Annotated in this window: 16 protein-coding genes; 12 read left to right on the top strand and 4 right to left on the bottom strand. The window is 70.1% G+C overall.

The window, feature by feature from the left end; translation table 11 throughout:
- Window positions 1–127: 127 nt before the first annotated feature.
- The gene (locus tag Q0C81_RS08970; RefSeq protein ID WP_291836685.1) at window positions 128–328 is read right to left on the bottom strand and encodes a hypothetical protein; all 201 of its coding nucleotides are present in this window, start codon (window positions 326–328) and stop codon (window positions 128–130) included.
- A gap of 131 nt (window positions 329–459) precedes the next feature.
- Here Q0C81_RS08970 and Q0C81_RS08965 point away from each other — a divergent pair, with 131 nt between their 5' ends.
- A complete protein-coding gene (locus Q0C81_RS08965; protein WP_291836682.1) occupies window positions 460–1,233 on the top strand; it encodes a YebC/PmpR family DNA-binding transcriptional regulator in 774 nt (257 codons plus the stop codon).
- A gap of 14 nt (window positions 1,234–1,247) precedes the next feature.
- On the opposite strand, the gene Q0C81_RS08960 is transcribed toward Q0C81_RS08965, so the two are convergent.
- Window positions 1,248–2,678, bottom strand: a complete 1,431-nt coding sequence (locus Q0C81_RS08960; RefSeq protein ID WP_291836679.1) for a M20/M25/M40 family metallo-hydrolase — start codon at window positions 2,676–2,678, stop codon at window positions 1,248–1,250.
- Window positions 2,679–2,781: 103 nt separating this feature from the next.
- Between Q0C81_RS08960 and Q0C81_RS08955 the strand changes: the two genes are divergently transcribed.
- From Q0C81_RS08955 to Q0C81_RS08945, 3 genes are all read left to right on the top strand, one after another.
- Window positions 2,782–3,552: a hypothetical protein gene (locus Q0C81_RS08955; RefSeq protein WP_291836674.1), complete on the top strand. Its 771-nt coding sequence runs from the start codon at window positions 2,782–2,784 to the stop codon at window positions 3,550–3,552.
- Between the two features lie 44 nt (window positions 3,553–3,596).
- The gene (locus Q0C81_RS08950; RefSeq protein WP_291836672.1) at window positions 3,597–4,289 is read left to right on the top strand and encodes an MgtC/SapB family protein; all 693 of its coding nucleotides are present in this window, start codon (window positions 3,597–3,599) and stop codon (window positions 4,287–4,289) included.
- A gap of 79 nt (window positions 4,290–4,368) precedes the next feature.
- Window positions 4,369–5,058 carry an MgtC/SapB family protein gene (locus tag Q0C81_RS08945; protein WP_291836669.1) on the top strand — a complete coding sequence of 230 codons (690 nt, stop codon included), beginning with the start codon at window positions 4,369–4,371 and terminating at the stop codon, window positions 5,056–5,058.
- A 132-nt stretch (window positions 5,059–5,190) separates the two neighbouring features.
- On the opposite strand, the gene Q0C81_RS08940 is transcribed toward Q0C81_RS08945, so the two are convergent.
- Both Q0C81_RS08940 and Q0C81_RS08935 read right to left on the bottom strand, forming a co-directional pair.
- Window positions 5,191–6,417, bottom strand: a complete 1,227-nt coding sequence (locus Q0C81_RS08940; RefSeq protein WP_291836666.1) for an MFS transporter — start codon at window positions 6,415–6,417, stop codon at window positions 5,191–5,193.
- The gene (locus tag Q0C81_RS08935; protein ID WP_291836663.1) at window positions 6,410–6,820 is read right to left on the bottom strand and encodes a MarR family winged helix-turn-helix transcriptional regulator; all 411 of its coding nucleotides are present in this window, start codon (window positions 6,818–6,820) and stop codon (window positions 6,410–6,412) included. Before Q0C81_RS08935 ends, Q0C81_RS08940 begins: the two co-directional genes overlap by 8 nt.
- Before the next feature lie 95 nt (window positions 6,821–6,915).
- Between Q0C81_RS08935 and ruvC the strand changes: the two genes are divergently transcribed.
- The 8 genes from ruvC to tolR all read left to right on the top strand — a co-directional run bounded on the left by ruvC (window position 6,916) and on the right by tolR (window position 11,737).
- Window positions 6,916–7,431, top strand: a complete 516-nt coding sequence (gene ruvC / locus Q0C81_RS08930) for a crossover junction endodeoxyribonuclease RuvC (protein WP_291836660.1) — start codon at window positions 6,916–6,918, stop codon at window positions 7,429–7,431.
- Complete coding sequence (ruvA, locus tag Q0C81_RS08925; RefSeq protein ID WP_291836657.1) at window positions 7,428–8,045, top strand: Holliday junction branch migration protein RuvA; 618 nt, start codon at window positions 7,428–7,430, stop codon at window positions 8,043–8,045. Before ruvC ends, ruvA begins: the two co-directional genes overlap by 4 nt.
- Window positions 8,042–9,076: a Holliday junction branch migration DNA helicase RuvB gene (gene ruvB / locus Q0C81_RS08920; RefSeq protein ID WP_291836654.1), complete on the top strand. Its 1,035-nt coding sequence runs from the start codon at window positions 8,042–8,044 to the stop codon at window positions 9,074–9,076. Before ruvA ends, ruvB begins: the two co-directional genes overlap by 4 nt.
- Window positions 9,077–9,124: 48 nt before the next feature.
- Window positions 9,125–9,493 carry a hypothetical protein gene (locus Q0C81_RS08915; RefSeq protein WP_291836651.1) on the top strand — a complete coding sequence of 123 codons (369 nt, stop codon included), beginning with the start codon at window positions 9,125–9,127 and terminating at the stop codon, window positions 9,491–9,493.
- Window positions 9,490–9,960: a YbgC/FadM family acyl-CoA thioesterase gene (locus Q0C81_RS08910; protein ID WP_291836648.1), complete on the top strand. Its 471-nt coding sequence runs from the start codon at window positions 9,490–9,492 to the stop codon at window positions 9,958–9,960. The genes Q0C81_RS08915 and Q0C81_RS08910 overlap by 4 nt, the downstream gene beginning before the upstream one ends.
- A 1-nt stretch (window position 9,961) precedes the next feature.
- Window positions 9,962–10,402: a hypothetical protein gene (locus tag Q0C81_RS08905; RefSeq protein WP_291836646.1), complete on the top strand. Its 441-nt coding sequence runs from the start codon at window positions 9,962–9,964 to the stop codon at window positions 10,400–10,402.
- A gap of 153 nt (window positions 10,403–10,555) precedes the next feature.
- Window positions 10,556–11,275 carry a protein TolQ gene (gene tolQ / locus Q0C81_RS08900; RefSeq protein ID WP_291836643.1) on the top strand — a complete coding sequence of 240 codons (720 nt, stop codon included), beginning with the start codon at window positions 10,556–10,558 and terminating at the stop codon, window positions 11,273–11,275.
- Window positions 11,276–11,278: 3 nt separating this feature from the next.
- A complete protein-coding gene (gene tolR, locus Q0C81_RS08895) occupies window positions 11,279–11,737 on the top strand; it encodes a protein TolR (protein ID WP_291836640.1) in 459 nt (152 codons plus the stop codon).
- The last annotated feature ends 181 nt before the right edge of the window (window positions 11,738–11,918 follow it).

The following is an 11,918-nucleotide window of genomic DNA, read 5'->3' as shown; positions in this document are numbered from 1 at the left end:
TGTTCCGCAACAACGAGCAGGAGGCGGCCGCCGTCGGCTATTTCATCCACGTCTATGTCGACCGAGAGACCAAGCGGCCGGTGCCCGTGGACGAGAAGATGCGCGGCTTCCTGGAAAGCCTGAAGAGCTAGTCGTCCAGACGGCCCATCAGGGCCAGGGCGCCGACGGCGGTCAGCACACCGAGCGCAAAGGCGCCGATGACGGCGCCGGTGGCGACGGCGGTCGGCACGGTGACGGGGCGGGCTTCGTACCACTCGACGATGTCGGCCTCATGCAGGTCGTCGTCGTGATAGCCCTCGGCTGCATAGATGGCGTCTTCGGCGGTCATGTCGGGGCTCCGTCTGCTGATCCGAAATGCCTGTAAAGCTCTACAGGTTCCTGAATCGTGACACCGCCGTCGCCTTCGGCTAGATCGCGGCTCCGACTTTCGACCCTTTGAGACGACCAGAGACCGAACCCATGGCCGGCCATTCCAAGTTCAAGAACATCATGCACCGCAAGGGGCGCGCCGACGCCCAGCGTTCCAAGCTGTTCTCCAAGCTGTCGCGCGACATCACGGTCGCCGCCAAGTCGGGCCTGCCCGACCCCGCCATGAACCCGCGCCTGCGTCTGGCGGTGAACAACGCCAAGGCCGAAAGCCTGCCCAAGGACGTCATCCAGCGCGCCATCAACAAGGCCTCGTCGGGCGATGTCGATACGATGGAAGAGGTCCGCTACGAGGGCCGCGGCCCGGGCGGCGTCGGCATCATCGTCGAAGCCCTGACCGACAACCGCAACCGCGCCGCCTCCAACATCGGCGCCGCCTTCAAGAAGAACGGCGGGGCGCTGAGCGAGATGAACTCGGTCGCCTTCATGTGGGATCGCGTCGGCCAGATCATCTACAAGGCCGAGGCCGGCACCGAGGACGCCGTCATGGAAGCCGCCATCGAGGCGGGCGCCCAGGACGTCGAGAGCGATCTGGTCAAGCCGGACATCTATGAAGACGCGCCGGGCCATACCATCTGGACCGCCTTCGAGGACCTGAACGAGGTGGCCGAGGCCATGTCCAAGGTGCTGGGCGACCCGAAGTCGACCGCCATCGTCTGGAAGCCCCAGTCGGAGGTGCCGGTCACCGGTGAAGCCGTCGGCACCCTGCTCAAGCTGCTCGACGCGCTGGACGCCGAGGACGACGTGCAGAACGTCTATTCGAACGAGGACATCTCGGACGAAGACGCCGCCAAGTACGCGGGTTAGGACCCGGACGGGACCTACCGCGCGTACGCCTTCACCAGTTCGAACAGGAAGTCGCGGCCTTCATACAGCGACCGGACGCGAATGCGTTCGTTCAGCCCGTGCACGCCGCCGCCGTCGGGGTCGGCGAACAGGCCGGTGACGCCGTAGGTCGGGATGCCGGCGGCGTTGGTGAAGCGGCCGTCGGTGGCGCCTGGGCTCATCGACGGGACCACCGGCACGCCCGGCCACAGATCGGCGGCGATGCGGCGGATCGGATCGACGATGGCGGGGCTCAGCGGCGGGGGCGGCGATGTGGGATCGATCTGGCCCGGAATCGTCACCGCGATGTCCCGATCCGCCAGCACCCGCTCCAGTTCGGCGCGCACCGCCTGTGGATCGTGACCCGGCAGGATGCGGCAGTTCACATTGGCGGTCGCGCGTTGGGGCAGGGCGTTGGGCGCGTGGCCCGCATCGACCATGGTCGCCACGCAGGTGGTGCGCAGCACGGCGTTCCATGCCGGATCGGCCGCGGAAAGCCGCTGCGCCGCCCGCTCGCGGATGTCCAGATTGGCGGCCGCGGCGACCTCGCGCATGGGCAGGGCGTAGGCGGGCGTGACCTCGGCCAGGGCGGTGAAATAGGCCCGGACCGTCGCGTTCGGCTCGGTCGGGAAGGTGTAGCCGCCCAGTCGGGTCAGGGCGGCGGACAGGCGGTAGATGGCGTTGTCCGCAACCGGCCGCGACGAGTGGCCGCCCGGATTGGTGATCTCCAGCCGGTAGTCCTGATAGATCTTCTCGCCGGCCTGGATCTCCAGCGCCACGCGGTTTCCGTCCGCGTCCAGACGCCCGCGCGGGCCCTCGTTCAGGGCGAAGTCCGCCTGCAGCGCGTCGCGATGGTGCTCCAGCAGCCACGAGACGCCGTTGAAGGTGTCGGAGGTCTCCTCGCCGCAGGTCAGGGCGATCTTGATGTCGCGACGCGGGGTGAAGCCCTGCGCCTTCAGCCGGATCAGGGTGTCGACCCAGATGGCCGCCTGGGCCTTGTCGTCCTGCGCGCCGCGCGCGTGGAAATAGCCGCCCTCCTCGACGAGGGTGAACGGATCACGGTCCCAGTCCTCGCGGCGGGCCTCGACCACGTCGATGTGGGCCAGCAGCAGGATCGCACCGGCCGACGGGTCCGACCCGCGCAGCACCGCCGACAGATTGCCGTCCTTCGGCCGCTCCGCCGGAACCAGCACGCGCACGTCGGCGGCCGGGTAACCGGCGGCCAGCAGCCGCGCCGCCATCCGCTCGGACGCCAGGGTGCAACTGCCCTCGGACAGGGTGGTGTTGGTCTCGATCAGTTCCTCGTAGAGGCCGCGAAACGCCTGCTGGTCGGGCCGGGGCGCGGCTTCCTGGGCCCGCGACGGGGCGCCCCCGAAGGCGATGAGGGCGACCGCGATCGCGGCGACGGTTCCGGCGGACTTGGACATCAGGCTTCTCCCCAGCAGCCAGACGCTAGCGCGGCGCGGCGCGGCTGTCTCGGGCGTTGCAAGACAGGGGGCTGACCGGTCAGGATAGGGGCGGGGAGGCGCCATGACGCACAGCTATGACGATCCGGCGGATGCGAGGCCGCGCGGCAGGACCGAGCGGTGGCTGATCCGCGCCTTCAGCGCGACCCTGGCCGTCGCGACTGTCGTGTCGCTGGTCCATCTGGTCGGCCAGTATCGGCAGGCCGGACCTTATCGCGCGACGCAGGCCGCCGAGCGTGCGGCGCGAGCCGCCCAAAGGGCGCTTGAACGCGAACCGCCCGTGCCGACTCCCGCCGCCGAGGCGTCGTCGGCGGCCCCCCTGACGGTCCCCGTCTCGCCCCCGGGCGATCTCTCCTACGGCGACGCGCCCCCGTATACGGCGCCGCGCGGCGCATCCTCCGAGCGTGAGAGCCGTGAGCCGGCCTGGGGGCCGCTGCGCTGGTCGGTCCCGCCGGCCTGGCCATCGGTCGGAGACGACGCCTACCCGCCGGGCGTCACCCGCATGAGCGTTCGGTTCCGCTGCAATGTCAGCCGCGGCGGGACCCTGTCGAACTGTGCGGCGACCGAGGAGCCCGCCGGCACGGGGCTGGCCGCGCGGACGCGGCCCGCCCTGTCGGGCGCTCGCATGGAGCCGCTGACGGCCAACGGCCGCACTGTCGAAGGCACGGTCACGCTCGGCGTGTCCTACACCGCTACTCCTCGATGGGTGAGGCCGCCTCAGCCGCCGGCCGAGGCTGAAAAGCCGCCCGTCTACATGCCGCCGTCGGCCCTGCCGCCCACCGATCGGCTGGAAACGCCCGCGCCGCCGCCGCCGGAACCCGCGCCGGCCGGCTGAGCGCCGGAACCGCTACGCTCGGCCGCCGTTGCTCGCCCATGGACATGAGCGACCTGCCCGGTTTCACCCTTCCGCTTCTGGCCGCCGTCCTGGCCGGCGGGCTGATCGGCTTCGAACGCGAATGGCGGGGGCGGGCGGCGGGCTTTCGCACCCATATCCTCGTCTGCCTGGCTTCGGCCCTGCTGATGGAGGCGGCGGTGTCGCAGGGCGCATGGCGGTTCCTGCCGGTCGCGGGCGCCGCGGTGGTGGCCGATCCGGCGCGTCTGGCGCACGGCGTCCTGACCGGGATCGGCTTCCTGTGCGCCGGGGTGATCTTCCGCGCGGGCTTCTCCATCCACGGCCTGACCACGGCGGCGTCGCTGTGGATCACGGCGGCGATCGGCCTGCTGTTCGGGGCGGGCCTGTATGGGATCGGCCTCGTCGGGACGGTGCTTACCGTCGCCATCCTGGTCGTCCTGCGGCTGGTCAGCCTGCGCCTGCCGCAGAAGGCGGTGATCGACGCCCAGATCGTCTGGCGGCGCGACGCGACCGGCGCCGAGGATCGCATCGAGGCGGCGCTGGCCGGCATCGACCGCTCCTCCAGGGCGGACCATTTCGAACTGATCGACGGCGGCGCCGCCCTGCGCCGCAGTTTCCGCTTCAAGGTCGAGGGTGAGCCCGCCCTGAAGACGCTCGCGGCCCGCCTGCGCGGCATCGACGGCGTGATCGGCTATTCGCTGGATCCGCGCGACGACTGACCCCTGCTTGCCCGCTGCTTGATTGAAGCCGCCGGACAGGCCTAGGTTCGGGATTCGTCAGTTTGCGGAGCGAATTTCATTGCTAAACTTTGATCTGGTCTGGCCCGTGCTCGCGGCCATGACGGCCGGGGGGCTGATCGGCGTCGAGCGGACCTATCACGGGCATCCGGCGGGCTTTCGCACCCACATCCTGGTCTGCCTGACCAGCTGCGTGCTGATGCTGGCGGCCATGCACCAGTCGACCTGGGCCTTCACCGCGCTGCCGGGGCAGACTGTGGTGGTCGATCCGACGCGGATGTCGCACGGCTTGCTGACCGGCATCGGCTTCCTGTGCGCGGGCGTGATCTTCCGCGAAGGATTTTCGGTCCATGGCCTGACCACGGCGGCGTCGCTGTGGGTGACCTCTGCCATCGGCGTCCTGTTCGGCGTCGGCATGCTGCCGCTGGCCCTGCTGGCGGCGGGCGCGACGCTGGCGGTGCTGGCCGTGCTGCGCCTCGCCGACGCCAAGCTGCCCCACATCGGCGTCATGGACGTGGTGCTGAAGTGGCGGCGCAACGCCGCTCCGGGCGAGGCCGTCGTCCGCAACCTGCTGCGCGACTCGGGCATGAAGGCCGTCCGTCTGGGCCACGTCATCTCGCAGGACGGCAAGGTCCACGAGCACCACATGAAGGTGAAGGGCGCCATGCCCCTGGACGTCGACGGCCTGGTCGCCCGCCTGTCGCAGGAGGACGATCTGTCCGGCTTCTCGGTGATGCCCAGAGACGAATAGGCCCGACGAACAGGCCTCAGGCGCAGAAGGCGACCATGGCGTCCAGGAACACCGCCATGCCGTTGCGGCCCCACAGCCAGAGCCCCAGCCCGGTCAGGACCAGCGCCGCGCCGCCGATGGCCAGTTTGCGCGTCATTGCGCCGGGACCGCTTCAGGCCGGAGCAGCGGCGCTTCCCGGATCGGCAGATTGGCGGCGGCGGCCAGCAGGCCCAGGGCGATCGAGACCATCCAGATCAGGTTGTAGGAGCCGGTGACGTCGAAGGCCACACCCGCCGTCCAGGCGCCGAGGAAGGCCCCGACCTGGTGGCTCAGGAAGACGATCCCGCCCAGCGCCGACAGGTGCCTCAAGCCGTAAATCTGGGCCACCAGCCCATTGGTGAGCGGCACCGTGCCCAGCCACAGGAAGCCGAAGGTCGCGGCGAAAACCAGCACGCTGACCGATGACAGGGGCAGGATCATGAACAGGATGATGGTCACGGAGCGCAGGCCGTAGAGCAGGGCCAGCAGGTTCTTCTTGGACCGCTTCGAGCCCCAGGCGCCCCACAGCCAGGAGCCCGCGATGTTGAACAGGCCGATCAGGGCCAGGGACCAGGCCCCGACCTCGGCGGGCAGGCCCTGGTCGCGGATGTAGGACGGCAGGTGGGTGCCGACGAAGGCGATGTGGAAGCCGCAGACGAAAAAGCCCGCGTTCAGCAGCCAGAACGAACGGTCGGCGAACGCCTCCTTCAGCGCCTCGCGGATGGGCGGGCCGTCCTGCTGGCCGATCGAGGCGGGCGGCTTGCCCGCGATGCCGATCGCCAGCAGCGCGATCACGGCGATCAGGCCGGCCATGACGAACAGGGTCAGCCGCCAGTCCAGGGCGTCCAGCAGCCCTTGCGCCGCCGGCACCACCAGGAACTGGCCCAGAGACCCGCCGGCGGTGACGATGCCGAAGGCCAGGGTGCGCTTCTCGGCGGGCACGATCTTGCCGACCGCGCCGAGGATGACGGTGACGGTACAGCCGGCCATGGCCAGGCCCACCAGGGCGCCGAAGCCGACGGCGAGGCCCAGCGCGTTCACCGCCGTCGCCGCGATGATCAGCCCGACCGCATAGACGGCGGCCCCGACCACGGCGACACGGCCCGCGCCGTGCCGGTCGGCCCAGGCCCCGACGAAGGGCTGCAGAAGGCCGAACAGCAGGTTCTGGCCGGCGACGATCAGGCCGAAGGTCTGGCGGTCCACGCCCAACTCCAGCCCCAGCGGTTGAAGGAACAGGCCGAACGACTGCCGCACCCCCATCGACAGGGTCACGATCACCGCCCCCGCCAGGATCATGGTCCAGGCGCGGTTCGACAGCTTCGGGTGCAGGACGTCAGACATGGGCTTCGACTTCCCGCAGCAGGGCGATCAGGGCGGCTTCGCGGTCGCCGAGGGTTTCGGACACCCTGGCCTGCGCCGCGCGCCAGTGGGGCATCGCGTCGTTCAGCTTTTCGAGGCCCGACGGGGTCACCGACAGGCGCTGCCCGCGCTCGCCCTTCGGCGAGGCGGCGTCGATCCAGCCCTTCTTCACCAGCGGCTGCAGGATGCGCCACAGGGCGCTTTTCTCATGGGCGGTGGCGTCCGCCAGCTCCGTCAGCGTCGGCCGGTCCAGCCGCGACAGGGTCCGCGTGACCGAGAATTGCGTGACCGTCAGCCCGACCGGCGCCAGCGCCTCGTCATACAGTCGCGTCAGGGCGCGCGAGGTGCGGCGCAAGCGGCCGCAGATGCAGGGGGTAGTGTCCATTGCATACGCAAAGCATGACTTCATTGCGTATGCAATGGTCGATGATCGCATCCGGTCATTGTCCGTTAGGCATCTCTCGGGCAATAACGGAACGGATGGCGAACGAAACGACTCGGATACTCGGTCTGGATCCCGGCCTCAGACGCGCCGGATGGGGGGTCGTGGCCTCCGAAGGCTCGCGGCTGCGCTGGATCGCGCACGGCGTCGTGACCCCGCCCGAGTCCGCCCCGTTTAGCGAGCGGCTGCTGCACCTGCTCGACGCCCTGAGCGCGATCTGCACCGAATACGCCTGTGACGAGGCGGCGGTGGAGGAGGTGTTCGTCAACATGAACCCGTCCTCGACGCTGAAGCTGGGCCATGCCCGCGCCGCCGTCATGCTGGCCCCCGCGAAATGCGGCCTGCCGGTCGCGGAATATTCGCCCAACCTGATCAAGAAGGCGGTGGTCGGCGCCGGCCACGCCGACAAGGGCCAGATCGCCTTCATGGTGAAGCGGCTGCTGCCCTCGGCCGGCGACGTGAAGGCGGACGCCGCCGACGCCCTGGCCGTCGCCATCACCCACGCCCAGCTGCGCAAGCGCGCGCTTCTGACCGCCCTGCGAGGCGCGGCATGATCGGACGTCTTCGCGGCGTGCTGGCCGAGGTCGAGCAGGATCACTGCCTGATCGACTGCGCCGGGGTCGGCTATGTCGTCGCCTGCGGGGCCCGCACCCTGCAGCGCCTGCCCGCGCCCGGCGACGAGGCGACCCTGCACATCGAATCGAACTGGTCCGCCGAGAACGGCCCACGCCTGTACGGCTTCCTGACCCGCGACGACCGGCGCGCCTTCACCACCCTGACCGGCATCCAGGGCGTCGGCCCCAAGGCGGCGCTCAGCGTGCTGGATGTCCTGCCGCCCGGCGAACTGGCCGCCGCGGTGGCGCGCGAGGACAAGGCGGCGGTGGCCCGCGCCAACGGCGTCGGTCCCAAGCTGGCCCTGCGCATCGTCACGGAATTGAAGGGCAAGCCGCTGGGCGACACCTCCTTCACGCCCTCCGCGCCCGGCGTCCACGCCGAGATCGCGGCTCCGACCCCCAGCCTGACCGGCGAAGCCGTCTCGGCCCTGCTCGGGCTGGGCGTGGCCGAGGTCAACGCCCGCCGCGCCGTGGATCAGGCCCTGATCCGTCTGGGTGAGGACGCCGACCTGTCCGCCGTCATCCGCGCCGCCCTGCAGGAGCTGGGGCGTTGACCGACGACCGCATCATCTCCGCCGAGCCCGCCCCCGGCGAGGCCTATGACCGCGCCCTGCGGCCCCAGACCCTGTCCGAGTTCGTCGGCCAGGAGCAGACCAAGGGCAATCTGAAGGTCTTCATCGACGCCGCCCGCGCCCGCAACGAGGCGCTGGACCATGTGCTGCTGTTCGGCCCCCCGGGGCTGGGCAAGACGACGCTGGCGCAGATCGTTGCGCGCGAGCTGGGCGTCGGCTTCCGCGCTACTTCCGGCCCCATACTCGCCAAGGCCGGCGACCTGGCCGCCATCCTGACCAATCTCGAACCGCGCGACGTGCTGTTCATCGACGAGATCCACCGTCTCGCCCCGACGGTCGAAGAAATCCTCTACCCGGCCATGGAAGACCATGTGCTGGACCTGATCATCGGCGAGGGGCCGTCCGCCCGCTCCGTGCGTATCGACCTGGCCCCCTTCACCCTGGTCGGCGCCACAACCCGCGCGGGCCTGCTGGCGACGCCGCTGCGCGACCGGTTCGGCATCCCGATGCGGCTGGAGTTCTACACTCCGCAGGAACTCACCCGCGTGGTCATGGGCACGGCGCGCAAGATGGGCGCGGCGATCACCGAGGACGGGGCGCTGGAGATCGCGTCGCGCTCGCGCGGCACGCCCCGGGTCGCGGGCCGCCTGCTGCGCCGGGTGCGCGACTTCGCCTCCGCCGAGGGCGCGACCTCCATCGACAGACTGGCCGCCGCCCGCGCGCTGGCCCGGCTGGAGATCGACGAGGTCGGCCTGGACGCCAACGACCGTCGCTTCCTCAAGGCCCTGATCGAGAACTACGGCGGCGGCCCCGTCGGCATGGACACCCTCGCCGCCGCCATCGCCGAGGCGCGAGACGCGGTCGAGGACGTGATCGAGCCCTATCTGCTGCAGCAGGGCTTCATCCAGCGCACCCCCCGCGGCCGCATGGCCTGCGCGCGCGCCTACAGCCACCTCGGCCTGACCGAACCGCCCAAGGTTCCCCAAGCGGGCGACCTGTTCGGGGGCAAATAGCCTTCACCTGCGCGCCGAACCCCGGCATGGTCGGGGCAGGGAGGCCGCATGGCGAAACGGACAATCCGCGTTGAACGCCTGATCGCCGTCCTCGGCGTGGCCGTCATCCTGCTCGGCGCGCTTCTGGTCTGGCTGGTCAGCCGCAACGCCTTCGGAACGCCCGAGCCGACGCCCGAGCAGCGCGCCCAGGCCCAGGTGCATCGGCTGGTCGGCCGTCAGGCGCGCGTCACCTATACGGAGACCGGCCGCCGCCGCGCGGTCTGCGGCTACATCCGCAACGGCGATGACATCGTCGCCTTCATCTCGCGCCCCAACCGCCTGATGCTGGAGACCGATCCGCTGAAGGTCGAGTTCGACCAGCTGCAGGGCGACCTCTGCCCCGGCTTCCTCAAGCGTCACGAAGAGCTGGTGCGATGACCGACCGTCCCACCGCCGGCCGTTTCGAAGGGCGTGAGCATCGCCTGCCGGTGCGCGTCTATTACGAGGACACCGACTTCACCGGCCTGGTCTACCACGCCAACTACGTCCGCTATTTCGAGCGGGGGCGTTCCGACTGCCTGCGCCTGATGGGCGTGGGCCACGCGGAGCTGCTGGACGGCGACCAGCCCATGGCCTTCGTGGTCTCCAAGATGAACCTGACCTTCCTCAAGCCCGCGCGCATCGACGACGAGCTGGTGGTGCGCACCTGGTATGAGGCCGTGAAGGGACCCCGCCTGCTGATCGCGCAGGAGATCGTGCGCGGCGATGACGCCCCCACCCAAAGCGTCCTGTGCCGCGCCGAGGTCGAGGTCGTCTGCATCCACATGGACGGCCGCCCGCGCCGTCCCACCAAGACACTCGTTGAAAAGGTCCGCCCCTGGCTGGCCGAAGAAAGGAAGACCTGACATGGCCCAGACCTCCGAGATGACCGGCCGCCAGGCCTGGACCCTGCTGGCCATCTTCACCCTGCTGGCGGTGCTGCTGCTGGGCGGCGGACTGGTCGGCTGCCCCTACTACAAGGTCTGGGAGCGCAAGATGGCCGGTCAGGCCGAGCTGCAGTACCAGCAGGGCGCTCGCCAGGCCCTGATCGCCCAGGCCGCCGCCGAGGACGAGGCCGCGATCAAGCGGGCCGATGCGGCCACCCGTCGGGTGCGCGGCTGGGCCGACGCGGCCAAGCGCGGCTGCGAGGACCTGGGCCGTCCGAATGATCAGGCCTGCGAGAACCAGCTGCTGCGCGACGCCGCCACCTATTCGATCGCCAAGGAAGGCCACGAAGGCGTGATCATCAGCGTCGGGGCCCCCGTCTCGGTGGCCGTTCAGCCGAACGCCGCCCGCTCGCCGGAATAGCCTGAGGCGAGAGCGGCGCCGCATTGCGAACCTGTCACGTGCACGAGCGTGACCGTGCCGCTACAGGACACTAAACCCGGCTGACGACATCTGACTCGCCACAGAACCGCCACGCCCGTCCGCTGCACAGGACGGACACGCAAGGACGCCTGAATGACCATCGCTGCAGACCCCTCGATGCTGAATCCCGTCGACCTGTTCCTGCGGGCCGACCTCGTCGTGAAGGCCATCATGGTCGGTCTGGCGCTCGCCTCGGTCTGGTCGTGGGCGGTGATCATCGACAAGGCGATCCGCTTCGCCGGCCTGAACGGTCAGGCCAACGCCTTCGAGGACGCGGTCGGCTCTGGCCGGTCGCTGGAAGAGATCGCGGCGCAGGCCGGTCCGAACCCTTCGCATCCCCTGCCGCGCATGCTGGTGATCGCCCTGTCGGACTGGCGCGAGGCCCGCACGCGCGGCCCGCTGACCGAGGGGCAGGGCAATCTGCTGATGGCCCGTATCGACCGCGCGCTGGACAGCCTGATCGCCCGTGAGGGTCAACGGGTCGAGAACGGTCTCGGCGTCCTGTCGGTGGTCGCCACCTCCTCGCCCTTCATCGGCCTGTTCGGCACGGTCTGGGGCATCATGAACGCCTTCGGCGCCATCGCCTCGGCGGGCAACACCAATCTGACGACGGTAGCCCCGGCCATCTCGGAGGCGCTGTTCGCCACCGCCATCGGCCTGTTCGCGGCCATCCCGGCCTATATCGCCTACAACAAATTCTCGATCGACGCGGGCAAGTTCACCGGCCGTCTGGAGAGCTTCGCCGACGACCTGCAGGCCGCCGTGGCCCGCCGCCTGGGCGCGCCCTCGTCCGAACCGCGCCGGGAGGCCTGAGCCATGGCCCTGGGTGGAGCAGGCGGAGGCGGCCATGTCCGCGGCCGCCGCCGGGCGCGCAAGCGTCCGCTGAGCGAGATCAACGTGACCCCGCTGGTGGACGTCATGCTGGTGCTGCTGATCATCTTCATGATCTCGGCGCCCCTCCTGACGACAGGCGTCGAGGTGGAGCTGCCCAAGACCGAAGCCAGCGCCGTCGATACCGAAAGCCAGCCGGTGACGGTCTCGATCAAGGAGAACGGCGAGATCTTCGTCGGCGACGGCGAGGTGCGCTGGGATCAGCTGCTCGCGCGTGTCGCTGAGGAAGGCGGCGCGGACGCCCGCGAGAAGCCGATCTTCATCCGCGCCGACGGCCGGGCTCCCTATCAGGCGGTGGCCCGCGTCATGGCCCGCCTGTCGTCGGAAGGTTTCACCAAGCTGAACCTGATCACCGACACCGCCGCGACGCCCGGGGAGGGCTGACGGCGTGGAGCGGCCCGGAGTAGCTCTGGTCGGCGCGTTGGCGGTGCACGCCCTGATCGGCGCCGGCCTGGTGTGGATGGTGCTGTTCGCGCCGACCCCGCCGCGCCTGCCGGTCAACAACGCCATACCGGTCCAGATCGTGTCGGACACGCTGGTCTCCGGCGGCGGAGAGATCACGCCG

The sequence above is a fragment of the Brevundimonas sp. genome, from assembly GCF_023259385.1.
GTDB lineage: Bacteria > Pseudomonadota > Alphaproteobacteria > Caulobacterales > Caulobacteraceae > Brevundimonas.
This window is presented reverse-complemented; position numbering and strand designations above follow the sequence as displayed.